The 25232-nt window shown below is 73.6% G+C and carries 23 protein-coding genes and 1 tRNA gene; 15 read left to right on the forward strand and 9 right to left on the reverse strand.

Annotated features, from left to right (window positions below; all coding sequences use genetic code 11):
• Positions 1-8: 8 nt before the first annotated feature.
• On the reverse strand, positions 9-629 hold the full coding sequence (locus HD595_RS03825; protein ID WP_253765620.1) for a TetR/AcrR family transcriptional regulator: 621 nt from the start codon (positions 627-629) through the stop codon (positions 9-11).
• A gap of 61 nt (positions 630-690) precedes the next feature.
• On the opposite strand from HD595_RS03825, the gene HD595_RS03830 reads away from it, so the two are divergent.
• A complete protein-coding gene (locus HD595_RS03830) occupies positions 691-2913 on the forward strand; it encodes an ATP-binding cassette domain-containing protein (protein WP_253765622.1) in 2223 nt (740 codons plus the stop codon).
• A gap of 6 nt (positions 2914-2919) precedes the next feature.
• Here HD595_RS03830 and HD595_RS03835 read toward each other — a convergent pair whose 3' ends face one another.
• The 3 genes from HD595_RS03835 to HD595_RS03845 form a co-directional block, all read right to left on the reverse strand.
• Complete coding sequence (locus HD595_RS03835; protein WP_253765624.1) at positions 2920-3711, reverse strand: putative hydro-lyase; 792 nt, start codon at positions 3709-3711, stop codon at positions 2920-2922.
• Positions 3712-3797: 86 nt separating this feature from the next.
• Positions 3798-4076: a hypothetical protein gene (locus HD595_RS03840; protein ID WP_253765626.1), complete on the reverse strand. Its 279-nt coding sequence runs from the start codon at positions 4074-4076 to the stop codon at positions 3798-3800.
• Entirely contained in the window at positions 4076-4300 is a 225-nt protein-coding gene (locus HD595_RS03845) for a DUF6158 family protein (protein WP_253765628.1), read from the reverse strand. Before HD595_RS03845 ends, HD595_RS03840 begins: the two co-directional genes overlap by 1 nt.
• A 95-nt stretch (positions 4301-4395) precedes the next feature.
• On the opposite strand from HD595_RS03845, the gene HD595_RS03850 reads away from it, so the two are divergent.
• Complete coding sequence (locus HD595_RS03850; RefSeq protein WP_253765630.1) at positions 4396-5328, forward strand: LysR family transcriptional regulator; 933 nt, start codon at positions 4396-4398, stop codon at positions 5326-5328.
• Between the two features lie 18 nt (positions 5329-5346).
• Here the strand turns inward: HD595_RS03850 and HD595_RS03855 are convergent, their stop codons facing one another.
• Entirely contained in the window at positions 5347-5898 is a 552-nt protein-coding gene (locus HD595_RS03855) for a histidine phosphatase family protein (protein ID WP_253765632.1), read from the reverse strand.
• A 161-nt stretch (positions 5899-6059) separates the two neighbouring features.
• Between HD595_RS03855 and HD595_RS03860 the strand changes: the two genes are divergently transcribed.
• The 3 genes from HD595_RS03860 (at position 6060) to HD595_RS03870 (ending at position 7805) form a co-directional block, all read left to right on the forward strand.
• A tRNA-Ile gene (locus HD595_RS03860) sits at positions 6060-6133 on the forward strand.
• A gap of 146 nt (positions 6134-6279) precedes the next feature.
• Positions 6280-7257, forward strand: a complete 978-nt coding sequence (locus HD595_RS03865) for a helix-turn-helix domain-containing protein (RefSeq protein ID WP_253765634.1) — start codon at positions 6280-6282, stop codon at positions 7255-7257.
• 143 nt (positions 7258-7400) lie between these two features.
• Positions 7401-7805: a hypothetical protein gene (locus HD595_RS03870; protein WP_253765636.1), complete on the forward strand. Its 405-nt coding sequence runs from the start codon at positions 7401-7403 to the stop codon at positions 7803-7805.
• Between the two features lie 105 nt (positions 7806-7910).
• Here the strand turns inward: HD595_RS03870 and HD595_RS03875 are convergent, their stop codons facing one another.
• The 3 genes from HD595_RS03875 to HD595_RS03885 all read right to left on the reverse strand — a co-directional run bounded on the left by HD595_RS03875 (position 7911) and on the right by HD595_RS03885 (position 14166).
• Positions 7911-8813, reverse strand: coding sequence for an endo-beta-N-acetylglucosaminidase H (locus HD595_RS03875; protein ID WP_253765638.1), 903 nt, complete (start codon positions 8811-8813; stop codon positions 7911-7913).
• Positions 8814-9099: 286 nt separating this feature from the next.
• Positions 9100-13071 carry a type I polyketide synthase gene (locus tag HD595_RS03880; protein WP_253781043.1) on the reverse strand — a complete coding sequence of 1324 codons (3972 nt, stop codon included), beginning with the start codon at positions 13069-13071 and terminating at the stop codon, positions 9100-9102.
• A 48-nt stretch (positions 13072-13119) separates the two neighbouring features.
• Positions 13120-14166, reverse strand: a complete 1047-nt coding sequence (locus HD595_RS03885) for a ketoacyl-ACP synthase III family protein (RefSeq protein ID WP_253765640.1) — start codon at positions 14164-14166, stop codon at positions 13120-13122.
• Positions 14167-14410: 244 nt separating this feature from the next.
• Here HD595_RS03885 and HD595_RS03890 point away from each other — a divergent pair, with 244 nt between their 5' ends.
• Together HD595_RS03890 and HD595_RS03895 are read left to right on the forward strand one after the other, a co-directional pair.
• A complete protein-coding gene (locus tag HD595_RS03890) occupies positions 14411-15652 on the forward strand; it encodes a multidrug effflux MFS transporter (RefSeq protein ID WP_253765642.1) in 1242 nt (413 codons plus the stop codon).
• A gap of 30 nt (positions 15653-15682) precedes the next feature.
• The gene (locus HD595_RS03895; protein ID WP_253765644.1) at positions 15683-16405 is read left to right on the forward strand and encodes a 3-keto-5-aminohexanoate cleavage protein; all 723 of its coding nucleotides are present in this window, start codon (positions 15683-15685) and stop codon (positions 16403-16405) included.
• 108 nt (positions 16406-16513) lie between these two features.
• Here HD595_RS03895 and HD595_RS03900 read toward each other — a convergent pair whose 3' ends face one another.
• Positions 16514-17095, reverse strand: coding sequence for a YdeI/OmpD-associated family protein (locus tag HD595_RS03900; protein ID WP_253765646.1), 582 nt, complete (start codon positions 17093-17095; stop codon positions 16514-16516).
• Between the two features lie 241 nt (positions 17096-17336).
• Here HD595_RS03900 and HD595_RS03905 point away from each other — a divergent pair, with 241 nt between their 5' ends.
• The 8 genes from HD595_RS03905 to HD595_RS03940 are packed head-to-tail and all read left to right on the forward strand — an operon-like array spanning position 17337 to position 25180.
• Entirely contained in the window at positions 17337-18017 is a 681-nt protein-coding gene (locus HD595_RS03905; protein ID WP_253765648.1) for a hypothetical protein, read from the forward strand.
• A gap of 56 nt (positions 18018-18073) precedes the next feature.
• Positions 18074-18925, forward strand: coding sequence for a glycosyltransferase family 2 protein (locus HD595_RS03910; RefSeq protein WP_253765650.1), 852 nt, complete (start codon positions 18074-18076; stop codon positions 18923-18925).
• Positions 18922-20157 (forward strand): 2-phospho-L-lactate transferase CofD family protein, encoded by a 1236-nt coding sequence (locus HD595_RS03915; protein WP_253765652.1) that lies wholly within the window; start codon positions 18922-18924, stop codon positions 20155-20157. Before HD595_RS03910 ends, HD595_RS03915 begins: the two co-directional genes overlap by 4 nt.
• Positions 20154-20891, forward strand: coding sequence for an HAD family hydrolase (locus HD595_RS03920; protein WP_253765654.1), 738 nt, complete (start codon positions 20154-20156; stop codon positions 20889-20891). The genes HD595_RS03915 and HD595_RS03920 overlap by 4 nt, the downstream gene beginning before the upstream one ends.
• Positions 20888-21652, forward strand: coding sequence for an NTP transferase domain-containing protein (locus HD595_RS03925; RefSeq protein WP_253765656.1), 765 nt, complete (start codon positions 20888-20890; stop codon positions 21650-21652). Before HD595_RS03920 ends, HD595_RS03925 begins: the two co-directional genes overlap by 4 nt.
• On the forward strand, positions 21640-22926 hold the full coding sequence (locus HD595_RS03930) for an MATE family efflux transporter (RefSeq protein ID WP_253765658.1): 1287 nt from the start codon (positions 21640-21642) through the stop codon (positions 22924-22926). Before HD595_RS03925 ends, HD595_RS03930 begins: the two co-directional genes overlap by 13 nt.
• Positions 22923-24182, forward strand: a complete 1260-nt coding sequence (locus tag HD595_RS03935) for a glycosyltransferase family 4 protein (protein WP_253765660.1) — start codon at positions 22923-22925, stop codon at positions 24180-24182. Before HD595_RS03930 ends, HD595_RS03935 begins: the two co-directional genes overlap by 4 nt.
• Positions 24179-25180 (forward strand): glycosyltransferase family 2 protein, encoded by a 1002-nt coding sequence (locus tag HD595_RS03940; RefSeq protein ID WP_253765662.1) that lies wholly within the window; start codon positions 24179-24181, stop codon positions 25178-25180. The genes HD595_RS03935 and HD595_RS03940 overlap by 4 nt, the downstream gene beginning before the upstream one ends.
• The last annotated feature ends 52 nt before the right edge of the window (positions 25181-25232 follow it).

A 25232-nucleotide genomic window follows, 5' to 3' on the forward strand; every position in this document is an offset into this window, starting at 1 on the left:
GGCCCGCTTCATGAAGGTGGGAAGACCGCCGCGAGGACGCCGGGCAGGCGCGGGACCAGCCGGGTGAAGCGGCCCTCCGCGCAGCCCGCGTCCGGCTCGTTGGCGAGCTGCTGGGACACCAGCCCGGCGATGAGGCTCGCGGCCAGGGCGAGCCCGTCGTCGCCGGCCGCGTCGGGGTGCAGCTCGCCGCGCTCCACCGCGCCCCTGATCAGGGCGGCGAAGTGGGCGTGGATGTCCTGGGCGGGCGCGTACGCCTGCGGCGACGGCGTGAAGCCGGGCACCGGCCGCCAGAACAGGAGCTGCGCGAGCACCTGGTTGTCCATGATCCACCGGGCGCCCGCCTCGTAGGAGGCCCCGAGGGCGCGCAGGCCGGGCGGATGCGGCTCGGCGGCCCGGCGGACGGCGTCGAGGTACTGGCGCTGGCCGCGCTCGAACAGCGCGTCGTACACGGCGGTGCGCGACGGGAAGTACCGGTAGAGCGACGGCGGCTGGACGCCGAGCCGCCGGGCCACCGTGGACAGGCTCAGCCCCGCCACCCCCTCCTCCGCCATCACGCCGAGCGCCAGCCCGAGGATCTCGTCCTGCGTCTGCGCCCTGCGCCGGGCCCTGCGATCCGGAATGTCAGCCACGGCATGTAGCTTACGCTATGGGTATTAGCTAATGGCATTAGCAGAAGCTAAGGGGGATTGCATGTCGCGCGACATCGTGCTCACCGGACTGCGCCAGAACAACCTCAAGGACGTCTCGCTGCGGGTGCCCAAGGAGCGGCTCACGGTGTTCACCGGGGTGTCGGGGTCGGGCAAGTCGTCGATCGTGTTCGAGACGATCGCCGCCGAGTCGCGGCGCCAGCTCAACGCCACGTTCAGCGCGTTCGTCCGCAACCGGCTGCCCTCCTTCGAGCGCCCGCGCGCCGAGCGGCTGGCCGGGCTGACGGCCGCCGTCGTGGTGGACCAGAAGCCCGTCGGCGGCAACGCGCGCTCCACGGTCGGCACGATGACCGAGATCCACCCCATGCTGCGGGTGCTGTTCTCGCGCCGGGGCGAGCCGTCGGCGGGCCCGGCCACCGCCTACTCCTTCAACGACCCGCAGGGCATGTGCCCTGAGTGCCACGGCATCGGCCGGACCATGGAGGTGGATCTCGACCTGCTGCTGGACCGCGACCTGTCGCTGGAGGAGGGCGCCATCCGCATCCACCCCGTCGGCTCGTACGCCTGGAAGCTCTACGCGGCGAGCGGCCTGTTCGACCCCGCGAAGCCGCTGCGCGACTTCACCGGCGAGGAGCTCGACCTGCTGCTGTACGGCGGCGGCTTCAAGGTCGAGCGCGGCGGCGGCTACGAGAACACCTACGAGGGCGTCGTCACCCGCTTTAACCGGCTGCACCTCAACCGCGCGGTCGACGCCCTCGACGAGACCGCGCGCCGGGTGGTCCGCGAGGCACGCTGCCCGGCCTGCCGGGGCGCGCGGCTCAACGCGGCGGCGCTCGCCTCGCGCATCGGCGGGCGCAACCTCGCCGACCTGTGCGCCCTGGAGGTCGCCGACCTGATCGGCGTGCTGGACGAGCTGGACGACCCGGTCGCCGGCGAGGCGGTCGAGGCGCTGCGCCGCATCGAGGCGATCGGCCTCGGCTACCTGACGCTCGACCGCGAGACCCCCACGCTGTCGGGCGGCGAGGCGCAGCGCCTGAAGACCGTGCGCCACCTCGGCAGCAGCCTGACCGGCCTGACGTACGTCTTCGACGAGCCCAGCGCCGGCCTGCACCCGCGCGACGTGCACCTGCTCGGCGACCTGCTGCTGGAGCTGCGCGACAAGGGCAACACCGTGCTGGTCGTCGAGCACGACCGCGACCTGATCGAGCTCGCCGACCACGTCGTGGACCTGGGGCCGGGCGCCGGGGCCGACGGCGGCCGGGTGGTGTACGAGGGGACGGTCGCCGGGCTGCGCGCGAGCGGCACGCTGACCGGCCGCATGCTGGAGCGGGTGACCGGCTTCAAGGACACCCGCCGCGAGCCGACCGGCTGGCTGACCGTCGGCGGCGCCCGCACGCACAACCTCAGGGACGTGACGGTCCGCCTGCCGCTGGGCGTGCTCACGGCGGTCACCGGCGTGGCGGGGTCGGGCAAGAGCACGCTGGCCACGGTCGAGCTCACGGCCCGCCACCCCGGCGTGATCCTGGTCGACCAGTCGGCCATCGCCGCGTCGGTGCGCTCGACCGTGGCGACGTACCTGGGCGCCATGGATCCGCTGCGGCGGATGTTCGCCCGCGCCCACGGGGTGCGGGCGGCGCTGTTCAGCGCCAACTCGGAGGGCGCCTGCCCGGCGTGCGGCGGACGCGGCGAGATCACCACGGACCTGGCGTTCATGGACCCGGTCACCCGCGTGTGCGACGCGTGCGAGGGCACCCGCTTCCGGCCGGAGGCGCTGTCGTACCGGGTCGGCGGGCGGACCATCGCCGAGGTGCTGGCGCTGACGGCCGACGAGGCGGCCCGCGCCTACGACCTGCCGGGACCCGCCCGGCTGGCGGACCTGGGGCTCGGCCACCTGACGCTGGGCCGCGCGCTCACCACCCTGTCGGGCGGGGAGCGGCAGCGGCTCAAGCTGGCGCACCGGCTGCGGGAGGAGGGCAACGTCTACGTCTTCGACGAGCCGACCACCGGCCTGCACATGGCCGACGTCGGCACGCTGCTCGCGCTGCTCGACCGGCTGGTCGACGCCGGCAACACGGTCGTCGTGGTCGAGCACGACCTGGAGGTGGTCAAGCACGCCGACTGGGTGATCGACCTGGGGCCGGAGGCCGGGCGGCACGGGGGCGAGGTGGTGTTCGAGGGCACGCCGCCCGAGCTGAGCCGGGCCGCCACGGCGACGGGCGCGTACCTGGCCCGCTCGCTCGGGACCCTTCAGCTCACCACCCGTTAGCCGCCGTCACCCCGTAGCGGTCGTCACCCGGTAGTCGTCGTCGCGCGCGTCCATGATCGCCATGTGCCCCGGCAGGTGTCCGATCGCGAACTCCACCCCGCTGGCCATGATCGCCGCCTGCGGCGTCACCCCGCACGCCCAGAACACCGGCACCTCGCCCCGCCGCACCTCGACCGGATCGCCGAAGTCCGGCCGGGCGAGGTCCGCGACGCCGATCGCCGCCGGGTCGCCCACGTGGACCGGCGCGCCGTGCACCATCGGGTACCGGCCGCTCACCTCGATCGCGACGTCCACCAGCTCCTCCGGCACCGGCCGCATCGACACGACGAGCGGCCCCGACAGCGTCGCCGTCGGCTCGCACGGGACGCTCGTGCGGTACATCGGCACGTTCATCCCCAGTTCCAGGTGGCGTACCGGCACGCCGGCCGCGAGCAGCGCGCCCTCGAAGGTGAAGCTGCAGCCGATGAGGAACGGCACGAGGTCGTCGCGCCACCGCGCCACCACGTCGCCGACGTCGGCGACCGGCCGCCCGTCCCGGTAGACGCGGTAACCCGGCAGATCGGTGCGCAGGTCACCGCGGAACAGGGCGGTGGAGCGCGCCCCCGGCTCCCCCACGTCGAGGACCGGGCACGCCTGAGCGTTGCGGTGGGCGAACAGCAGCAGCTCGTAGGCGAGCGGCCGGGGCACGGCGATCAGATTGGCCTGCGTCCAGCCCCTGCACCAGCCGGCGGTGGGCGACCGCTCGCCCGCGCGGAACCGCTCGCGCGCCTGCGCGGGCGTCAGGTCTGCGACATCCACGCTTCGACACTACGCCCGGGGTGCCGCTCAGCTCTCCACCGAGAAGGTGGGGCTCGCTCAGCTCTCCACCGAGAAGACGGGGTCGCTCAGGTCTCCACCGAGAAGGTGTGCGGGCCGAGGCCCACCCGGTCGCCCTGGGGCACCACGTACCCCTGGGCGACGAGTGTCGCCAGGCTGCGCCGCAGCCCGTCCTCCTCCAGGCCCGTGGCGCGGCACAGCGCGCCGACGTCCACGCTGCCGCCGCCCTGTGCCTGCGCGGCGACGGCCTCGTAGACGTGCACGTCCACATCCGACAGCGCCTGCACGTCGTGGGCCCGCGCGTCCTCAGGCCCAGGCTCATGCTCGTGCTCGTTGTGGTGGGTCATCAGCGTGCCCTCGCTCCCTCCCGCAGCCGCTCGGGGTCCACGTCCCGTTCGGGGTAGCGGCGCAGGTACTCGCTCTCCAGCTCGTTCGTCCGCGAGGTGTGACGGGCGAGCGCGTCGTCGGAGCCGTGCAAGAAGGTGTCGGTCCGGGTGGCGTGCAGTTGCCGCAGCTCACGCAGCAGATCGTCGTCACTCAGGTCTCTGGGGTCTATTCCCATGGTCGTCATGGGGTGCCCCCTACCCTGAATGACCTCGACAATATCTGTCACATTTCCTGACAGATGGGATTGCCGCGAACAGAAGTGAGCCTTACCTTCCCGGTATGGACCTTGAGCTCCGGCACCTCAGGATCGTCCGGGCGGTCGCCGACGCGGGAAGCGTGAGCAAGGCCGCGTCCACGCTGGGCCTGGCGCAGCCGGCCCTGTCCGCCCAACTCAAACGCATCGAGAGAGCGCTCGGCGGCACCCTGTTCGAACGCGACAGGCTCGGGGCCCGGCCCACCCGCCTCGGCGAGCTGGTGCTCGCCCGCGCCCGCGTCCTCCTCCCGGCCGCCCAGGAACTCCAGGACGAGGCGGCCCGCTTCGTCACCCGCCCCTCCCCCGGGTTCCGCATCGGCGCCACGTACGGGCCCGTGCTCGGCGGCCTCGTGGACCGGCTGGCGGCGGAGCACCCGGTCACCACGTACACGAGCTGGTCGGCCCGCGAGCTGGCCTCGATGGTGGAGCTGGGCCGCCTGGACTACGCGCTCGTCGGGGCCTGCGGCGACAGCGGCGCCCCAGGCGGCGCGCTGCTGTGGGACTCGATCAGCCTGGACCCGATCTTCGTGCTCGTCCCCGAGCAGCACCCGGCGGCCGGCGAGAAGGAGGTGGAGCTGGCGGACCTGGCGGACGAGCAGTGGGCCGTCACGCCGGGCGACGCCTGCTTCGCCGACTGCTTCGCGATGGCGTGCGCCCGCGCCGGGTTCACGCCCGGCACGATCTACGAGACCGACGTGGCCACCTGCGCGCACCTCGCCCAGGTCGGCCGCGCGGTGGCGCTCTGCCAGGCCACGCACGTACCGGAACCGGGGCTGGTGATGGTGCCGCTGGCGGGGGCGCCGTTACGCTGGCGCCAGCTCCTCGGCCGCGACCCCGCCGCGCCGGACGCCACCTGGGTCCTGTCCCACGCCAAGCAGGCCCACCTGGACGCGGTACGCCGCAACCCGGCCTACAGCGACTGGCTCGTCCGCAACCCGTCCTTCGGCACCGCCCCGTGACCCTGGTCCTTCAGCGGCTCATACGGGCCAGGTCGCCACCGTGAACTCCCACCCCGGCCGCCATGCGAACGGCGCGTCCACCAGCTCCTCCAACGGCACGCCCTCCAGCAGGTTCTGCAACGCCCACCGGTTGGCGGAGTGCGCGACGACGAGCACCGTGCGCCCCTGCCACTCCTTCATGCAGTCCTCCAGGAAGGAGGCGGTCGCGGCCACCACGTCCCGGTAGCTCTGCCCTCCGGGCCAGGGCACGTCGATGTACCGGCGCCGCAGGGCCGCCACCTCGCTCACGGGCCGCCCGTTGTAGATCCCGTAGTCGCACTCCCGCAACCGCGCATCCAGCCGCACCTCCTTGCCGGCCCCGTCGCGGACGGGAAAGGCGATCTCCACGGTCTGGACGGCCCGCCGCAGGTCGGAGCAGTAGACCACGTCCACGTCCCGCCGCCGGACCCCGAGCTCGACGGCCAGCTCCCGCCCACGCTGCGACAGCTCACCGGGCAGGACGCCGGTGGCGATGCCGATCTCGTTGTCCACGGTGACGGAGTGCGTCTCGTAGACCAGTCTCACGCCCATCCCCAGACGCTACCGGCCCACCCTGGGAACCCCTGACCCACTCGATCAACGCGTGGGAGCGTGGAATGATGTGCTCGCAGCGAACCCTCCCCCGGCGCGACGGGCCTATGCTCTACCCTTAGCCTGCGCCCCGGGGTCGGGACCGCGGACAACTGAATCCAGGGGCGGTAGCTCAGCCGGTCAGAGCATCGGACTCATAATCCGTGGGTCGTGGGTTCAAGTCCCACCCGCCCTACTCTCTCCACCATCGCAAAGCCGTGATCGCATGCCGGCGGCTCCCGGGAGTCGTTGACGAGCATCGGGCCCGTCCGGGTTGTGTGCGGGAACGTGGTCGGGTGATGCTGGGTCGGCCCCGGAGCGATACTTCGATGTGGAGACGCCATGGACGTGGTCAGCTTCGCCGAGGTCCCGACGCAGGAGCGGTTCGCCTTCTGGCGCGAGATGAGCTCGAAGATGTGGATGCCGCTGGACGCGCACTGCGAACCACGTCTGGAGAGCGCGTTTCAAGCTCACGTCGCCCTCAGCGGCCTCGGCCTCGTGCAGGCGACCTTGCTGACCGCGCCCTCGTTGACGATCCGGCGTACGCCCCGCCTGATCCGCCGTTCCGACCCCGAGACCTTCTTCGTGACCTGCGCCGTCCGGGGTCACGCCATCGGCGAACAAGCCGGCCGGCAGGCGGAGCTGCATGTCGGGGATCTGATGCTTCGGACCAGTTCGCAGCCCTATCTGACCACCTTCGAGTCGAGGGGCCCCGCGGACGGGCAGGTGCTGTCGCTGCAGTTCCCGCGCTCCTTGCTGCCCCTGCCCGAGCGCGGCCTGCGGGAGCTCAACGCGGTGCCGATCCGCGGAACTCGGGGCATGGCTGCGCTGGCCTCGCAGTTCCTGCTCCGACTGGCCCGGCATCTGGAGGAGTTCAGCCCGGCCGAGGCGACGCGGGTCTCCCACCTGACCCTCGACGTCCTGACCGCCGCGCTGGCCGGCGCGCTGGACGCCCGGAGCGCGGTGCCGCCGGGCAGCCGGCAACGCGCGTTGCTCGCCCAGATCCACGCCTTCGTCCAAGCGCACCTGGGTGATGCGGACCTGACTCCGGCCGCGATCGCCGCGGCGCACCACATCTCCCTGCGGTATCTGAACAAGCTGTTCCACGCCGAAGGGCACACCGTGGCCGGCTGGATCCGCGAGCGCCGCCTGAAGCAGTGCCGGCGCGATCTCGCCGAGCCGCATCTGGCCGGCCACCCGATCAACGCGATCGCGGCCCGGTGGGGGTTCACCAGCCCGGCGCATTTCAGCCAGGTGTTCCGCAGCGCCTACGGGATGTCGCCAAGCGAGTTCCGCCGGCAGTGCGCGAGCACGAGATAGTGCCCGCAGACTGAACATCCGTGCACGCAGCTGCAACGACGGCCCCAGCCCGCGGCGGCATCCTTTTGCCTTGGCGGGGTCGACTCCGTCACCACACGTAGGCAGCAACGTCACGGAAACCCATGAGCAGAGGAGAGACCCTCATGGAGACAGCAGGGAAGTTCAGGAAGGCCCGCCTTCTGGGTGCCCTCCTGACGATGGCGACCGCTCTCACGGTCACCTCGACAGTGGCAGCATCACCTGCTTCCGCCAAGGTCACCGATCTCAAGAAGGTGGCCGGGATCAGCAGGTGCCTGGGGCTCTGGGCCCAGGACGGCAGGATCAAGCTCCAGCACCAGAGCCGCTGCGGCCCCAACGGCTCCTACCACATCCACGTCTGGAGCCCTGGACACGACACCAACAGCGGTACCTACACCTACGCCGGCGTCGCACTGACGTTCAACAACCCTTGGCCGGTGCCCGCGGGCACCAACATCTGCGCGGAGCTCTGGCACCATGAGCCCGGTGGCGGATATTCGAGCTGGGGCCTTCCCTGCGACACGATGTAACGCCGGCCGACTCCCGTAACGGCTGCGGGGGCCACGAGGTCTCCGGTATTCGGTTGGTCCTGGTCGACTCACCGCTTACCGGAGACCTCGCCCATCGCCGATCCCCTAGGGGTTGTAGACGGCGGAGCTCCCGTAGAGCTTGTTGGTGAACGCCGAGATGTAGGACGCGGTGTTCGCCGACGTGAGGTTGTAGGTGAGGAAGACGCCGTACCCCTCGGCGACCGTGCGCCGGGCGAGGCTCGCGGCGGTGGACGAGCTGGTGGCGGTGTACGACACGGCGGCCGGGGAGAGGCGGGACCTGGAGGTCGGGCCGTTCGGCACGGCCCAGGTGCCGTAATACGGGTTCCAGGCGTAGTCGAAGGTGTTGGCGACGCTCACGCCGTTGTAGCTCAGGCGATCCGCGGCCGGGCCGATGTCGTACAGCGTGATGAGCTTGTCCGGCAGCTTCCGGCGCAGGGCCGAGACCAGGTAGACGAAGGAGTAGGCGTTCGGCTGGCCGGTGCCGTTGTTGCCGTACTCGGCGTACTCGTCGTCGAAGTCGATGCCGTCGAGTCCGTACGTCGTCACCGCGTCGGCCAGTTGCTGGGCGAACGCGTCGGCGGCCTGCCGGGTCGGGAAGTTCGCGAAGCCGGCGCCCTGGTGGTTGCCGAGGACGGACAGCAGGACCTTGATGCCCTTCTCCTGCAGCGGGCGGATCTCGGTCGCCACGTTGTCGAGCACCCGCTGCACGTTCTCGTTGAAGTACAGGTAGGCGTTCGTGCCGTCGTAGTTGATGTTCGCCGCGAAGATGACCGCGATGTCGAACACCTGCGCGCCGCCCCTGGCGAGCGTGTACTTGGCGGCGTTGGTCATGCTCTCGTTGTTGACCTCGATGTAGACGACCGAGATCGGTCCGGTCTTGGCGCCCGAGCGGCCCTCGGCGTGCGCCGTCGCGGGTAACGCGACGCCGGCGGCGGTCACGGCCAGGGCTGACAGCAGGGTCCTTCTCCGCATCAGGGGTGCGCTCATCGGTCGGCTCCTCATCGCAGGGGGGTGGCGTTGCTATATCGGTTAAGTCCAGTTCACCGCCTGCCGGGTGGACAGGCGGTGGTGGGAGATAAATCGGTATAGTGCCTCGATCATCGACATCCCCGGGCACGCTGTCAAGGTGTCGCCGGCTCAGGACGGCCGTCGCGCCGCGGCCCGGTGAGGGTCTTCCTCGCGCGGTGAGGTCAGGCCATGCGAAGAGGGCGGGCCCCCGGGAGTCCCATCAAGGAACGCCCGGGCGGCCTGCCCTCCGTGTACGACTACATGACTACATCCGCGCGGCGGCGTCCCCCTGGCCGGCCGAGGCGGACAACAGCCCGGCGATGTAGTCGGCGACCGCGGCGACCGTCGGCTGCTGCCACAGCAGGGTCGCCGGCAGCGAGCATCGGAACCGCTTCTCCAGCCGCCGCCGCACGACCACCGTCAGCACCGAGTCGAGCCCCTGCTCGACCAGCGGCCGGTGCGGCTGCAGGTCGGCGGGGGCCAGCCGCATCTCCTTGGCGATCTGCGCCCCGACCTCCTCCAGGAGGAACGCCCGCAGCTCCTCCGGCCCCAGGTCCACGATGGACTCGGCGGGCCGCACGCCTTCGGCGCCGCTCTCCGCGGCGGGCGGCGCGTCGATGACCGGGTAGCGCAGCCCCGACAACCAGCCGGCGACGGCGCCGGCGCGGTCAGCCATCCGCACGTGAACGGTGTCGGCGCGGTCAGTCACCCGCACGTGAACGGTGTCGGCGCGGTCAGTCACCCGCACGTGAACGGTGTCGGCGCGGTCGGGGTCGAGCCACACCTCGATGTCCACCGTCTCCGGCGGCTGCCCGACCGTGACCAGCCGGTCCACGTGCGTCACCATGCGGAGCAGCGGGTCGCCGGGGAACACGCTCGGCGCCACCGACATCGCCGCGTCCAGGACGGGCGCCCACGTGGCGGCCGGCCCGCACCGGACCCGGGCGCGCAGCGCGCCGTCGCCGCGCAGCAACTCCTCGACCGTCCAGTCGAACCCGGTTCCCGGTACGCCGACGGCGGCGAGCCGCTGCATGACGAGGCCCGGGTCCGCCGACTCCAAGCGCCGTGCCGGTGGAACCGGCGCCTCTCCCGGTTCGGCGGGCACCGTGGCGGTGGCGATCATCTGCCAGGCGGCGTCCGGATCGCCCGCGGCGCGGGCGGCCAGCCGCAGCCCGGTCCCCTGCCGGACGACCTGGACCTCGCGGCGCTCGGCGGTCAGCAGCGGCGCCGACATCGTCACCTCACCGAGCGCCTGCGCTTCGGCGGCGGCGAAGAAGGTGGCCGCCAGCACCGCGGCCGGCACGATCTCCACGCCCTCGATGGCGTGGCTGCCGGGATAGGGCCTGCTCTGGTCGTCCACGCCGGTCCGCCAGAGTCGTACGTCGGTGCCCGCGAGGTCGAGACCGTCGCCGAGCAGGGTGTGCGTGTCCGGGTCGTGGCCGCGTCCGCCGGTGTCGGGGGCCGACGGCGCACGCCAGTGCCTGCGGCGCTGCCACGGGTACGAGGGGAGCACGACCGGTCCGCCGGCCGGTTGCAGCCGGTGCCAGTCCACGTCGAGGCCGGCGCAGTACGCCGCGGCGACACTGGCCGGCAGGGTGACGCGCGGGGAGCGGTTGCGCCGCAACGACGCGCCGACGAACACCTCCTCGTGGCCGCCCGCGCCCAGCGTCTCCAGCACCGAGTGGGTGACCACCGGGTGCGGGGAGATCTCGACGAACGCCCGGTATCCGTCGGCCGCGGCCGCCGCGACCGCCTCGGCCAGGCGCACCGGCCGGCGCAGGTTGGCCGCCCAGTATTCGGCGTCGAAGCCGTGTTCCGTCCGTGGATCGTCCAGCACGGTCGAGTAGACGCGGATGCCGGGGGCACCCTCCGTCAGGCCGGCCGCGGCGGTGGTCAACTCGGCCAGCAGCGGATCCATCTGGGGCCCGTGGAAAGCCACGTCCGAGGCGACCCGGCGGGCCGGGATGCCCTCCTCCAGCCAGCCGGCCAGCACCTCGGCCACGGCGTCCGGATCGCCGGAGACGACGGTCGAGCCGGGCGACGACGCGATCGCGGCCACCACGTCGGTGCGGTCTCCCAGCAGCCGCGCCGTCTCGCCGAACGGCAACGGCACCATGACCATCGCGCCCCGGCCGGCGACCCGCCGCAGCAGCAGGGACCGCCGGCAGATCAACCGGGCGCCGTCCAGGCGGCTCAGCGCGCCGGCCGTCACGGCGGCGGCGATCTCGCCGACCGAATGGCCGATCACCGCGTGCGGGCGCACCCCGTGCTCGCGCCACAGCTCGACGAGGCCGAGCTGCATCACGAAGATCATGGTCTGGATGCGGTCGACCTCGGTCAGCTCGTCCTCGGTGAGCGCCTTCCGCGGCGAGAAGCCGATCTCGGCGGCGAAGACCGGCTCCAGCTCGTCGACCACCGCGGCGAAGGCCGGCGAGGTCTCCAGCAGTTCCCGGCCCATGCCGGTCCACTGCGAGCCGTGCCCGGAGAAGACGAACACCGGGCCGGGACCGGGATCAGCGAGCACCCGCCCGGTGGTCACCGCGTCGTGCGGGGCTCCGGCCGACAGGGCGCGCAGCCGGTCGGCGAGCGCGGCCGGGTCCTCCGCCGCCACGACCGCCCGCTGCGGCAGGTGGGCGCGGCGCAGCGCGAGCGTGTGCCCCACGTCGGCCGCGGACAACCGGCCGACGACGCCGGCGAGGTTGCCGGCGGCCTGCCGCAGCGCCGCCTGCGACGCGGCCGACACGGGGTACAGCCGCGCGACCGACACGGAGTACGGCCGCGCGGGCGACACCAGGTACGGCCGGCCCACGGCCTCTTCGGCGGGTGACCGGGCGGCGGCCACCTCGGCGGGCGGCTCGGTCGCGGTCCCTGCGGCGGGTGGCTGGGACGCGGCCCCTTCGGCGGCAGGCTGGGACACGGTCCAGTCGGCGGCGGGCCGGGGCGGTGGCGCCTGTTCGAGGACGACGTGGGCGACGGTGCCGCCGTAGCCGAAGGCGGAGACCGCGGCCCGGCGCGGATGCGCGGAGCCCGGCCACGGCGCCGGCGCGTCGACCACGCGCAGCCCCGCGCCCGCCCAGTCGACGGCCGGGGTGGGCGTGTCGAGCCGGCTCGGCGGGATCTCCCCGCGCTCCAGCGCCAGAACCGCCTTGACCAGGCCGGCGATGCCGGCGGCCCCTTCGAGGTGACCGATGTTGGACTTGGCCGAGCCGATGAGGCACGGCTGCTCCGGCGGCCGGCCCTTCCCGTAGACCGCGCTCAGCGCGCCGGCTTCGAGCGGGTCGCCGATCGCGGTGCCGGTGCCGTGCGCCTCGACGTAGCCGACCGTGCCCGGCTCGACGCCCGCCTGCCGCAGCGCGCGGCGCATGACGTGCTCCTGCGCCTGGCCGCACGGCGCCATGATGCCCACGGTGCGGCCGTCCTGGTTGACCGCGCTGCCGCGGATGGTCGCCAGGACGCGGTCCCCGTCGCGTACGGCGTCGGCGAGCCGTTTGAGCACCACGACCACCGCGCCCTCGCCCCGCCCGTAGCCGTCGGCGGCGGCGTCGAACGACTTGCTGCGCCCGTCCGGCGCCAGCGTGGCCGCGGCGTCCAGGGTCAGCGTCTCGCCGGGGGACAGGATGAGGTTGACCCCGCCGGCCAGCGCCACGTCGGTCTCGCCGGCCCGCAGGGCCTGCACGGCCAGGTGGACGGCGACCAGCGACGCCGAGCACGCCGTGTCCACCGCCATGCTCGGACCGCGCAGGTCGAGCGCGTACGACACCCGGTTGGCCACCGCGCAGGTGGCGGCGCCGATCCCGGTCCACGCCTCGATGTCGGGCAGGTCCTCCAGCAGCCGGTGCCCGTAGTCGCCGGTGCAGACGCCCACGTACACGCCCGCGTCCGTGCCGGCCAGTGAGGTCGGCGGCACGCCGGCGTGCTCCAGCGCCTCCCACGCGGTCTCCATCACGAGGCGCTGCTGCGGGTCCATCAGCTCCGCCTCGCGCGGCGAGAGGCCGAAGAACTCCGCGTCGAAGTCGGCGACCCCGTCGAGGAAGCTGCCGCGGGCGAGGGTGCGGCGCACCGCCGCCGCGTACGACGGGCCGCGCTCGGCGTAGTCGCGCCAGCGGTCGGCGGGCGCCGGTCCGCTGGCGTCCCGTCCCTCGCACAGCAGGGTCCAGTACTCGTCCGCCGAGCCGACGCCGCCGGGCAGGCGGCAGCCGACACCGATCAGCGCGATCTTCTCGGCAGGTCGGTCCATCACACATGCCTCCCGTGGTCGAACCCGATCGTCGATGCGCCCGGCCGCTCAGCCGGGCCTGCCGGAGGCGTACTCCTCGGGGATGTCGCGGATCCGCAGGACCGCGCAGGCCAGGGTCTTGCCGGCGCCCACCCCGACGAGGAGCACGTAGTCGCCGGCCGCCAGCGCGCCGCCGGCCAGCAGGTGGTCGAGGGCGACGAACTGGTCGCTCACCCCGAGGTGACCGATGCCGGCGCCGTACTCCCAGGTGGTGTCGGCCAGCGTCAGCCCGAGCCAGCTCGCCCGCTCCTCCACGTTGTCCCAGCGGCCATGGGGGAACGCCACGCGCGCCACCTCGTCGAGCGTGATCCCGGCCTCCTTGAGCGTGCGGTCGACCAGCACCATCAACGTCGACTGGATCGCCCGCATGACCCCGGCGCCGTCGCGGGCCAGCAGCCGCCTGCGGAACTCACGGTGGCGGGAGGCGAAGTCGAGCGGTCTGCCCACGGTCGCGTCCGGCGGGAACATCGGCACGCCGCCGTCGTTGACCGCCTCGGCTTCCGGCAGCACGGTCACGTTGACCGCGCGCAGCTCCGCGAAGCCCGGCTCCGTGGTGACCAGCAGCGCGCACCCGCCGTCACCCACCACGTAGCCCTCCATCATGCGCCACCGGTCGACCAGCGGGCTGCCGTGGTTGTCGGCGCCGACCAGCAGGGCGGTGCCGCCCGGCCGCAGGTAGCCGGCGGCGAGCTGGAGCGCGCCGAACAGCCCGCAGCATCCCTGCCGCAGCTCCATCGCCAGGACGTCGCCGCCGACCAGGTGCCGCTGCAGGTAGAACTGCGGCTGCCAGCCCTCCGGCCCCTGGTGCCAGACGTCGGCGTACAGCATGAGGTCGAGGTCGCGCGGCGACATCCCGCCGGAGCGCTCGAAGGCGTGCCGGGCCGCGCGGAGCGCGAGTTCGGGGGCCGGCACGTCGCCGGCCACCGCGGCGCCGCGCAGGCGGAAGTGCTCCCTGTCCTCGGCCGGGTAGCGGCCCTCGGCGACCGCCGTCTCGATGCTGACCACCGGCGGCAGATGGACGCCGATGCTGCGCAGGTAGATGTCGGGTGTACGCATCCGTGCTCCTTCATCGCGGCATGCCGCGGCGCGGGGCGGGGTGGAACGAATGACCCTCTGCTGGGGAGAGAAGAGCTTGTCGGTAGAGCTGCCGGGTTACCGATCACAGGCCGGCGGCACGTGCGGCGGGCCTCGCGACCTCGGACGCCTGTGTCCGGGGAGGCAGCGCCGATGCTAATCGAATGGATCTTCCATGACTAGTGGTGTCATTCTCCGGTCGGACCATGCATAATCTTCACCTCCGATGATCAACAACAGCTCGTCCAGGTCCCAGGACCAGGCTCCGGCCACCGGCCGGAAGCGCACCGGCCGGCTCGTCCTCGTGCTCGCGGCGCTCACCGCGGTCGCTCCGCTGGCCGTCGACATGTACGTGCCCGGCTTCCCCGGCCTGGCCGGGACCTTCGGCGCCGCGGCCTCCTCGGTCCAGCTCTCGCTGACGGCCTTCCTCGTCGGGCTCGCCGCGGGGCAGCTCCTCCTGGGGCCGGTCAGCGACATGGTGGGCCGCCGGCGCGTCCTGCTGTCCGGCGCCGCGCTGTTCACGGTGCTGTCGCTGACCTGCGCCGTCTCCCCCGGCATCGAGATCTTCGACGCGGCGCGGCTGGTGCAGGGAGTCGCCGGGGCGGCGGGCATGGTGGTCGCCCGGGCCGTGCTCACCGACCGCTTCCACGGCACCCCGGAGGCGGGCCGCCACTTCGCGACGCTGTCCGCGATCGTGTTCACCGCCCCGGTGGCGGCGCCGGTGCTCGGCGGGGCGATCCTCGGCGTCGGCTCCTGGCGGCTGGTGTTCGTCGCGCTGGCGGGCTTCGGCGTCCTGCTGATCGCGGGTATCCTCGCCTGGGTGCCGGAGAGCCTGCCCGCCGCACGCAGGCGGCCGGGCGGGGTGACCGGCGTGGTCAAGGCCGTCGCGATGCTGGCCGGGCGGCGCGCCCTCGTGGGGTACGTGCTCGCCTCGTCCTTCACCGGGGCGGCGCTCTTCACCTACATCGCCGGCTCGACGTTCGTCTTCCAGGACGGCTACGGCCTGTCGGCCACCCGGTACAGCCTCGTCTTCGCCACCAACGCCCTCGGCATGCTGGCCTCCAGCCTCGTGTTCGGCCGCCTGTCCGCCCGCGTCCCGGTGCGCACGCTGCTGGTCGCGGGGCTGGCCGTGGCCGGATCGGGTACGGCGGCCCTGGTGGGGTCGCTGGTCATGACCGGCGGGTCCTTCGCCACCACCTGGGCCTGCCTGCTCGTCACCGTCGCCGGTCTCGGCACGGCGCTGCCCGCCACCACGACGACCGTCCAGTCCCTCGGCCATGACGCTCCGGGAGCGGTCTCCGGCCTGCTCGGCGGCAGCCAGTTCGTCCTCGGCGCGGCCGCCTCGCCCCTGTCGGGCCTGCTGGGCGACGGCGCGCTCCCCATGGCCGCCGTCATGCTGGCGGCCTTTGGCCTCGCCGCGCTGTCGCTCGTCCTGGTACGCGGCGCCGGGGGCCCGTCGCCGTCCTGACCGGAGCGGCCCGCCTGGCATCATGCCCCCATGCTGCAAGTGTGTCCCAACGGCGCCCGCGACCGGAGCACGTGCCCGCATCTGCCCGTCTCGCCGGCCGAACTGGCCGCGGCGGTCAGGGAAGCCGTCGCCGCCGGCGCGCAGGACGTCCACCTCCACCCGAAGACCCCCGAGGGGGCCGACAGCCTCGCCCCGGAGCACGTGGCCGCCGCGGTCACCGCGGTGCGCGCGGCCGTGCCCGGCGTACCGGTCGGGGTCACCACCGGCGCGTGGGCGGCGCCGGATCCCCGCCGGCGGGCCGAGCTCATCCGGTCCTGGTCGGTGCTGCCCGACCACGCCTCGGTCAACTGGCACGAAGAGGGCGCGGAGGAGGTGGCCGAGGCGTTGCTGGAGCGTGGTGTCGGGATCGAGGCCGGCGTCTTCTCGGGGACGCCGGCGGCGCGCAGGTTCCTGGCCTCGCCGCTCGCGGGCCGGGTCCTGCGGGTGCTGGCGGAGGTGACCGACACCGACCCGCGCACGGCGCCGGCCGCCGCGCGCACGCTGCTGGGTGAGCTGGGCGACGGCCTGCGGGCGCCGGTGCTGCTGCACGCCGAGGAGGGGGCGGCGTGGCCGGTGCTCCGCCTGGCGGGTGAGCTGGGGCTCGACACGCGCATCGGCCTGGAGGACGTGCTGGAGCTGCCCGACGGAACTCCGGCGGTGACCAACGCCGAGCTGGTCCGCGCGGCCCGCGCCATGCTCACCGCTACCCGCTGACCGGCCCGCGCGGCCCACGCCGTGCTGGCCATGCCCCCCTGACCGGTCCGCGTGGCCGCGCCATGCTCACCGCGACCCGCTGACCGGTCCGCCGCCGCCCGGCGGGGCTCAGGGGTGGATCTTCTTGTGCTCCCGCAGCATCGCCACGAACTTCTCGATGCGCGCCGCCCGGGTCGTGGCCTTCTTGGCGTCGCCCACCCGGTGGAGGATCGAGAAGCGGTTCCTGCTGTCCAGGGTGGCGAAGAACGCCGCCGCGGCCGGGTCGGCGTCCAGCGCCGCCCGCAGGTCGTCGGGCACCTCCGCTGTCCGCTGCGGCTCGTAGGCGGCCTCCCACCTGCCGTCGGCCCTGGCCGCCTCGATCTGCGCCAGGCCGGCCGGGCGCATCGCCCCGGCGGTGATGAGCTCCTCGGCCCGCACGCGGTTCACCTTCGACCACTTGCTCCTGGCGGTGCGCGGGGTGAAGCGCTGCAACCAGTGCTCGGCGTCGTACGAGCGCTTCTGCCCGTCGATCCAGCCGAAGCACAGCGCGACGTCGAGCGCCTCGGCGTAACTGACCGAGGGGATGCCGGAGCCCTTCTTGGCGATCTTCAGCCAGAGCCCTGGCGACGCGTCGTGCTCGGCCTCCAGCCAGGTCTCGAACGCGGTCCGGGAGGGGAAGGCGAGGGTGGGGAGGTCTTGCTTCTCCGTCACGGCTGGCAGCACTCCTTCGATCGGGGACTCTCAAGGGCCGTCCTGCACCAGCATCCTGTCCCAAAAGCCACCGCCTTCGTCCACGAAGGTCCCTTCACAGCGCTTGGAGCGGTGCAAGATCCCTGTTTTCGGTCGCGGTCTTGACAGTGCCACGGCCCGTGGTCTTGGCTGACTGGGAGCGCTCCCAGACCCGTCGTTGGGAGCGCTCCCAACCCCCCGCCGTGACACAACTGGAGCAAGGGTGTCGAGATCAACGTCCGTCGCCGGCCCGCCCACCGAGTCCGTCACGAGCGGCCGCCGCTGGGCGCCGCACCTGTGGTGGATCGCGCTGGCCCTCGGCCTGGCCGGCGCCGTGTTCGTCTGGCTCGGCACGGACCACAGCCGCGCGATCGGCGCGGCCTGGCAGCTCGTGGCCAAGCTGGTCGTGTTCGCCTGCCTCTGCTGCGCGATCGCGTTCTTCCCGTCCTCGTCGCGGCGCCTCCACTGGCTGCTGTACGTCCCCTTCGTCTTCTTCACCGGCTACGTGATCCCGCGCATCAGCTGGTTCTACTACGGCGACACCGGCCGGGCCTGGCCCGACGACTTCTACACCCACGTCTACCTGCTGCTCTATCCCGGGATCGTGCTCACGGTCGCCGCCGCGTACCGGCTGGGCGGCGGCTCCCCCGGACGCTGCCTGAAGGTCATGGCGACCGGGGTGCTCATCGTGTTCTCGGGCTGGCTCGACATCATGTGGTACACGATCAACCCGGTCCCGCGCCCGGAGACCATGGACGCCCCGCACATCAGCCTGATCACCGGCGGCCCCATCTCGTTCGGCGCGACGATCCTGTTCGCGCTGGCTCACCTGCCGATCATCGTGGGGGTCAACCTGCTCCCCCTCGACCGATGGATCGGCCGTCTGCTCGGAACCCGCCCGTAGTTCGCGGAAGCGCCCGCATGTCCCACCCGAACGAGACGATCGCGCGAAGGTAACGCATGCCGACATCCCCTGCCCTCTCCCCCACCCTTGAGATCTCCGTGGCGGCGCCGGCCTACAACGAGGCGGACAACATCGCCGCGGCCGTGCTGGAATGGCGTGACTACCTGGCCGGGAACCCGGCGGTCGGCGCCTGGGAGATCGTCGTCTGCGACGACGGAAGCACGGACGCGACCAGGGCCATCCTCACGGCGCTGCAGGAGGAGTGCCCGCAGCTCGTCGTCGTCGGCTTCGACCGCAACCGCGGCGCGGGCGCGGCCGTCGCCGAGGCCATCGCGCACACCCGGCTGGCGTGGGTCGCGCTCCTCGACTCCGACGGCCAGTTCCCGATCACCAACCTCGACCGGTTCGTGGACCGCGTCCGGGCCGGTGACGGCCTCGCCTTCTCCGGGGCGCGGGTCAGGAAGGCCGACAGCCTGCCGTACCGGTGGGGGTCGGCGGCCAGCGGCGCGGTCAGCAACCTCCTGCACCACACCGGGTACCGCGACTTCAACTCGATCTTCAAGGTGGTGCACGGCCCCCTGTTGCGCGCCCTGCGCCTGGAGTCGGGCGGGATGAACTGCTCGACGGAGATCACGGCGCGGGTGGCGGAGCTCGGGCACACGTGGCAGGAGATCCCGATCGCGCACCGGGTACGCGGCGGCGGGCAGCGCGGGTGGCGGTTCTGGCGCGGGGCCCGCGATCGGGCGCTGTTCGTCGGCTATCTCGGCTATCGCCACTGGCTCCTGCGGCGCGGCGTGCTGCGCCTCCCCGACGCTCCAGGCGTGCCGATCGGCTCACCCGACGCTCCGGGCGTGCCGGCCGGCTCCGCGGCGTACGTCATGGCCGCCGGTCCGGAGCGGGTCCGTTGAGGTCGCCCCACGCCGGCCGGATCGAGGTGGCGATGTTCAGCGGCGGCCGCGGCGGGGCCGGCATCGGACGGCACCTGCTGCGCACGCCGGGCGTCGCCCTCTCCGTGCTGATCAACGGGTACGACAACGGCCTGTCCACCGGCGCCCTGCGCCGCCAGCTGCCCGGGATGCTGGGCCCGTCGGACTTCCGCAAGAACCTCCTGCTCCATCTCGACGGCGACGACCCCCGCGACGCGGCGCTCGTCGCGGTCCTGGAGTACCGCTTCCCGGCCGGCAGCACCCGGCGGGACCTGGACGAGCTCGTCCACGCCCTCGGCTCGCCCGGCCGCCGCGAGTTCGCCGCGCTGCCCCGCCGGACCCGGGCGGCGATCGTCCGGGACCTCACCGCCTTCCGGCACCGGCTCGACGCGGACCCCCGCGGATTCGACCTCGCCGACTGCGCCCTGGGCAACCTCGTCTTCGCCGGCGCCTACCTCCGCGCGGGCGAGGACTTCAACGCCGCGGTCCGGTCCTGCGCCTGGACGTTCCGCTCACCGGCGCGGCTGGTCAACGTCACCGGCGGGGAGAACGCCTACCTGGCCGCGCTCAAGGAGAACGGCCGGGTCCTGGCGGACGAGGCCGACCTCGTCGCCCCCCAGGACGCCGCCGCCGTCACCGACCTGTTCCTGCTGCGCGAGCCGCTGACCACGCGCGAGCGGGCGGAGCTGGACACGTGGCCCGTCGAGCGGCGGCGGCGAGCCCTGGCGGGCCGCTCCACCCCGGTCTCGCCGAACCCCGAGGCGCTGCGGGCCCTCCGGGACGCCGATCTGATCGTGTACGCCCCGGGCACGCCGCACTCGTCGTTGTTCCCCAGCTACCTCACCCCCGGCGTCCCGGAGGCGATCAGGGCCGCCCGCGCCCGGGCCAAGGTGCTCGTCGTCAACCTCCGCGAGGACCACGACGTCCAAGGGCTGACCGCCGCCGACCTCGTGGACCTCACGCTGGCGTATCTCGGCGACCCGCTCAACGAGCGCGGCACCGTCACCCACGTCCTGTGCCATCACGCCGGAGCCCCGGGGTCCGGCGTGCCGGCGACGCCGTACGGGCTCGCGGACGGCGGCACCTGGGCCGGGGCGCGGTGGATCATCACCGACCTGGAGGACCCGGAACGCCCCGGCACGCACCGCGGCGACCGCACCGCCGCCGTCCTCACCGGCATCGCCGGCGCGGCGGCCCTGGTGCGGGCCGGATGAGCCCGCGGAGGGCGGCCGCCGGCGAGATCGCCCGGCGGCGGGTCTGGCTCTGCGACCTCGACGGCACGCTGGTGGACTCCGCGCCGGCCCACCGGGCCGCCTTCCGCGCCGCGCTGGCCGAGGTCGCGCCCGGCCTGGCGGGCTCGTTCCGCTACGACGCCCACGCCGGCGCCAGCACCGCGGACGTGGCGGCCGCCCTGGGCGCCGGCCCGGAGGTCGCCGCCCGGCTGGTCCGGCGCAAGCAGCAGATCTACCGCGGCCACGTCGAAGCGGGCCGGGTGGAGGTGCTCCCCGGGGCGCGCCGGCTCCTCGACCGGCTGGTCTCCGGCGGCCGCACCGCCTACCTGGTCACCAGCGGCAGCCGCGGCTCGGTCGAACGGGTCCTCTCCGCCACCGCGCTGGGCGGGTACTTCCGCGGCGTGCTCACCGCCGACGACGTCCCGACGAGCAAGCCGCACCCGGGCTGCTACCTGGAGGCCCGCCGCCGCTGGGCGATCGAGCCCGGCGACGCGGTGGCCGTGGAGGACTCCGCGCACGGGGTGGCCGCCGCGGTGCGCGCGGGCCTGGTGACGCTCCAGGTGCACGCGGCCGAGCCCGCCCCGGGCGCGATCGCGATGAACGGCCTGGACGACGTCGTCTCCCTTCTCGACGCGGAAGCCTCCCTCCTCGACGCGGAAGTTCCCCTCCTCGACGCGGAAGCCTCCCTCCTCGACGCGGAAGGCGGATGTCCGTGACCGGGCGAGGTGTCTGCGCGGTGATCCCGGCGGCCGGGCGCGGCACCAGGCTCGGCGCCGCCGTACCGAAGATCATGATCGAGGTCGCCGACGGCGTCACGGTGTGGCACCTGCTGCACCGGCGGCTGCGGCCGTACGTGGACCACCTCCACGTCGTCGTCTCCCCGGAGGGTGAGGCCGCGTTCCGCCGCCTCGTGGCCGGCGAGATCGCCGGCGGCGCCGTGTCGGTGAGCGTGCAGGAACGGCCGACGGGCATGGGCGACGCCGTCTTCGGCGCGGCCCCGCACTGGGAGGCCCACGACACGGCCCTGGTGGTCTGGGGCGACCAGGTCAACCTGGCGCCGGCGACCGTGCGCGAGGTCGTGCGCGCCCACCGGCAGGCCGCGGGCCCCGCCCTCACCCTCCCCCTCGTCCCGCTGCCGGACCCCTACGTCGAGTACGAGGTCGTCTCCGGCGGGCTGCGCCGGGTGCGGATGTCCCGGGAGGGCGACGCGTGCCGGCCCGGCGGGCTCAGCGACGTCGGCGTGTTCTGCCTCAGCACCGCCGGCCTGCGCGAGGCATGGGAACGGTATCTGGCCACCGCCGCGCGCGGCTCCGTCACCGGCGAGGTCAACTTCCTGCCGTTCCTCCCCCACCTGTCGCTCGTCCACGGCTGGGAGGTGCGGACTGTGCCGGTCACCGACCCCGGCGAGGCGCGCGGCGTCAACACCCCGGACGACCTGGAGTTCGCCCGGCGGGCGTTCCAGCGGTGGGCGCGCTGACCGCCCGGGGCCGGGACCCGCTGGCGCGGCTGCTCCGCGGTCACCGGTGGGCGGCCGGGCCCACGCTGATGAGCACCCTGGCCAGTGGGACGGCCGCGGCCACCACGCTCGTCATCGCCCGCGGGACGGGCGCGGCGGTCTTCGGCCGCTACTCGCTGGTCATGTCGCTCGCCCTGGTGGTGTCGGTCGGCATGCTGATGAGCCTGCACTACGTGCTGCTCCAGGAGCTGCCCAGGGCCGCGCCCGCCGCGCGCCCGGCCCTGGTGACGACGGCCCTGTTCGCCACGCTCGCCCTGGGCGCCGGGCTGGCCGCGGTGGCGGCGCCGCTCACCCCGCTCCTGACCGCCGTCTCGGGGGCCGACGCCGGATCGGTGTGGTTCGCGCTGGCGCTGGCCCTGGCGCTGACCCTGAACCAGCTCACCGAGAGCTTCCTGCGCGGCCTGGCGAGGTACGCGTTCGTGGCCGCGCTCAAGCTGGCCGTCGCCGGGCTCCACCTGGCCGTGACCGTCTTCAGCCTGCTCGTCCTCGGCGTCCACGACGCGAGCTTCTACCTCACCGCGTTGATCGTCGCCTATGTCGCTTTGGCGCTCGTGGCCGTGACGGCTCTCCCCGTCGTCCCGCGGTCGTGGTCGCCGGCGCTGGCGCGCTCGCTCTACCGGCACGGCGCGTACGTGACCGTCATCGCCGCCCTGACCGGTGTCCTGTTCGGCGTCGACGTGGTCTTCCTCAACCACTGGGCCGACGCGGCCGACGTCGGCGTGTACTCCGTCTACAGCGGTTTCCCGAGGCGGCTGCTCGGCGTGGTGTTCGTCGAGGGAATCGGTCTCGCGCTGTTCCCGGCCCTGGCGACCATGGACAAGCCCGCGCTGCTGCGGCGCGTCGCGCGGATCGCGCCCGTCGCCGGGGGCGTCACGGCGGTCCTCCTGTTCGGGGCGAGCGCGGTCTTCTTCCTGCTGATGCGCGGGCAGTACCCGTACTCCCCGGCCCTGATGGCGCTGTCCGCGCTGGGGATCGGCGGGCACGCGGTCTTCCACCTCTACTACGCGGCGCTGTCCATGGACGGCGTGCGCGGCGCCAAGGTCCTCATCGCCTGCCTCGCCGCCGGAGCCCCGCCCGCCCTGGCCGGCCAGGTGGCCTGCGTCGCCCGGTGGGGCCTGACCGGGGCGCTGGTGAGCTTCGCCCTGACCAACCTCCTCCTCGTGGCCGTCGTGGCCGTCACCGCCGGACGGGTGTACCGGCGGGCTGAGATTCCCGTACCGGAGGCACGCCGTTGAAGATCGCCTATGTCGTCACCCAGTTCCCGCCCAACATCAGCGCGGGACTCGGCCGGTACGTCGAGCAGATGGTCCCGTACCTGGCCCGCGACCACCGGCTGGCCGTGTTCACGCTGAACGACGGCCGCCTGCCGGCGCACGAGCGGGACGGCGCCGTCACCGTGCACCGGCCCCTCGGCCGCCTGCTGGGGGCGGTCAGCGGCGGGCGGCGGCTGAACCGCACCCGTCGCGCCGAGTTCCTGCTGCTCACGGCCACCGTGGTGCTGAGCAACTGGCGGTACTTCGCGCTGCTGCGCCGCGCCGGCCCCGGCGGGCGGCCCGACCTGGTCGCCGTCCACGACGCGACGAACTTCCTGTGTGGCCTGCTGTGCCACTACGTGCTGCGGCTGCCGGTCGTGTACCACGTGCACACCGCCGAGTACGGCGCCGCCCGGCACCGTGACGTCGCCGACCCGCTCGGCGTGTTCGCGGGGCTGGAACGGTGGCTCGGCCGGATCGCCCGCCGGGTCGTGGTCCCGACGCCCGACATGCGCGAGGAGCTGGCCGCCGCCGGCTGGGACCGCGCGGCGATCGAGGTGGTGTCCCTCGGCGGCACCTTCGAGCGCGTGCTCGCCGACCCGGCCTTCGACCGGCGTGAGCTCCGCGCCCGTGCCATGGACCTGCGGGCCCGTCTGGGGATCCCCGCGACGGCCCCGGTGCTGCTGTTCGTCGGCCGCCTCGACCGGCAGAAGGGCGTCCACCAGCTCCTCGCGGCCATGCCCGAGATCGTCCGGGCGCTGCCCGACCTGCGGCTCGTGCTCGTCGGGGAGGGCGACCTCGCCGGGGTCCGGCGCACGGTGGAGGAGTCGGGACTGCGCGGGCACGTCCTCGCCTCCGGGGAGTTCGTCGGCCGGGACGAGCTGCTGCGCCACTACGAGATGGCCGACGCCTGCGTCTTCCCCTCGCTGTTCGAGCCGTTCGGGCTGGTGGCGACGGAGGCGATGGCCCTGGCCAGGCCCACGATCCTCGGCGACGGGTTCTCCCGGGTCTTCCTCGGCGACCCGGCGCGGCCCGCCGCGCGGTTCGTGCGCGCCGCCGATCCCGGCGACATCGCCGCCGGCGTGATCGAGGTCATGACCGACCCGGAGCTGCGCCGCGCGCTGGCCGAGCGGGGAGAGCGCTTCGTCCGGGAGCGGCTGAGCTGGGCCCGCGCGGCCGGCGAGACGCTCGCGGTGTACCAGGCGGCCGTACGGACCAGTATGGGAGTGTCCCGATGACCACGGTGTCCCTCGTCATCCCCTGCTACAACGCGGCCAGGACGCTGCGGCTGTGCCTGGAGGCGGTGGCGGCCCAGACCCGGCGGCCGGACGAGGTCGTCGTGGTCGACGACGCGAGCGGCGACGACTCCACGGCGATCGCGGCCGAGTTCGGCTGCCGCGTGATCCGGCTGCCCGAGAACCGCGGGGTGTCGGCCGCCAGGAACGCCGGTGTGGCCGGCACGACCGGCGACATCGTGTTCTTCCTGGACTCCGACGTGGCGCTACGGCCCGACGCGGTCGCCAACGCGGTCGGCATCCTCGAACGCCATCCGGAATACGGCTGCGTGTACGGCATGTACGAGCCCGAGCCGCTCATCGACGACGGGCCCGTCGAGTGGTACCGGATCCTGCACGCCGTCAACTGGTACACCCGGCTGGCCGGTGAGGTCCACAGCGTGGTCTTCGCCCTGGCGGCGATCCGCCGGGAGGCGTTCCTGGAGACCGGCGACCTCGACGAGGGCCTGCGCGACTGCGAGGACATCGAGTACGCCGGACGGCTCGCGCGACGCCACCGGATCCTGCTCAGCGACACGGTCCGGGGCCGCCACGACGACGGGCACCGGCTGCTGCCGATCCTCGCCGAGCAGTGGCGGCGCTCCCTGCCGCTGGTGCCGCTGGCGCTCGCCGGGACCAGAGAAGGGGGCGGCCGGCGGGAGTACACGAACCGTCCCGGCGGGATCCTGGCCTGCGCGCTCGCGCTGGTCTGCCTGCCGTTCGCGCTGGTGCATCCCCTCGCCCTCCTGGCGGTCGCCGCGTTCCTGGTGGCGTTCGCGCTCGCCGACCCGCCGCTGCTGAGGCTCGTCCACCGGCGCCGCGGGACGGCCTTCACCGGCTACTTCCTCCTCGTCCACCTCGCCGTCCACGTCGTGCTGGTGGCGGGACTGGTCACCGGCTCGGCCCGGCTGCTGCGCCCGCGGCGGCCCGGGGTCGTCCCGAGGCAGGCCACGTCCGAGTGAGGCCCGCCCGCCGTCCCGGGGCGAACTGATCCACCCGGCCGCCGACCTATGA

This window comes from Nonomuraea roseoviolacea subsp. carminata, assembly GCF_024172185.1.
GTDB classification, from domain to species: Bacteria; Actinomycetota; Actinomycetes; order Streptosporangiales; family Streptosporangiaceae; genus Nonomuraea; species Nonomuraea roseoviolacea.

What these genes read in the sequence shown, in the direction of transcription:
- HD595_RS03865 (WP_253765634.1), top strand. Translation starts at nt 6,280, where the DNA reads ATGGACGTGGTCAGCTTCGCCGAGGTCCCGACGCAGGAGCGGTTCGCC.
- HD595_RS03845 (WP_253765628.1), bottom strand. Translation starts at nt 4,300, where the DNA reads ATGACGACCATGGGAATAGACCCCAGAGACCTGAGTGACGACGATCTG.
- HD595_RS03855 (WP_253765632.1), bottom strand. Translation starts at nt 5,898, where the DNA reads ATGGGCGTGAGACTGGTCTACGAGACGCACTCCGTCACCGTGGACAAC.
- HD595_RS03920 (WP_253765654.1), top strand. Translation starts at nt 20,154, where the DNA reads ATGAGCCCGCGGAGGGCGGCCGCCGGCGAGATCGCCCGGCGGCGGGTC.
- HD595_RS03850 (WP_253765630.1), top strand. Translation starts at nt 4,396, where the DNA reads ATGGACCTTGAGCTCCGGCACCTCAGGATCGTCCGGGCGGTCGCCGAC.
- HD595_RS03885 (WP_253765640.1), bottom strand. Translation starts at nt 14,166, where the DNA reads ATGCGTACACCCGACATCTACCTGCGCAGCATCGGCGTCCATCTGCCG.
- HD595_RS03875 (WP_253765638.1), bottom strand. Translation starts at nt 8,813, where the DNA reads ATGAGCGCACCCCTGATGCGGAGAAGGACCCTGCTGTCAGCCCTGGCC.
- HD595_RS03890 (WP_253765642.1), top strand. Translation starts at nt 14,411, where the DNA reads ATGATCAACAACAGCTCGTCCAGGTCCCAGGACCAGGCTCCGGCCACC.
- HD595_RS03840 (WP_253765626.1), bottom strand. Translation starts at nt 4,076, where the DNA reads ATGACCCACCACAACGAGCACGAGCATGAGCCTGGGCCTGAGGACGCG.
- HD595_RS03895 (WP_253765644.1), top strand. Translation starts at nt 15,683, where the DNA reads ATGCTGCAAGTGTGTCCCAACGGCGCCCGCGACCGGAGCACGTGCCCG.
- HD595_RS03940 (WP_253765662.1), top strand. Translation starts at nt 24,179, where the DNA reads ATGACCACGGTGTCCCTCGTCATCCCCTGCTACAACGCGGCCAGGACG.
- HD595_RS03870 (WP_253765636.1), top strand. Translation starts at nt 7,401, where the DNA reads ATGGAGACAGCAGGGAAGTTCAGGAAGGCCCGCCTTCTGGGTGCCCTC.
- HD595_RS03910 (WP_253765650.1), top strand. Translation starts at nt 18,074, where the DNA reads ATGCCGACATCCCCTGCCCTCTCCCCCACCCTTGAGATCTCCGTGGCG.
- HD595_RS03830 (WP_253765622.1), top strand. Translation starts at nt 691, where the DNA reads ATGTCGCGCGACATCGTGCTCACCGGACTGCGCCAGAACAACCTCAAG.
- HD595_RS03880 (WP_253781043.1), bottom strand. Translation starts at nt 13,071, where the DNA reads ATGGACCGACCTGCCGAGAAGATCGCGCTGATCGGTGTCGGCTGCCGC.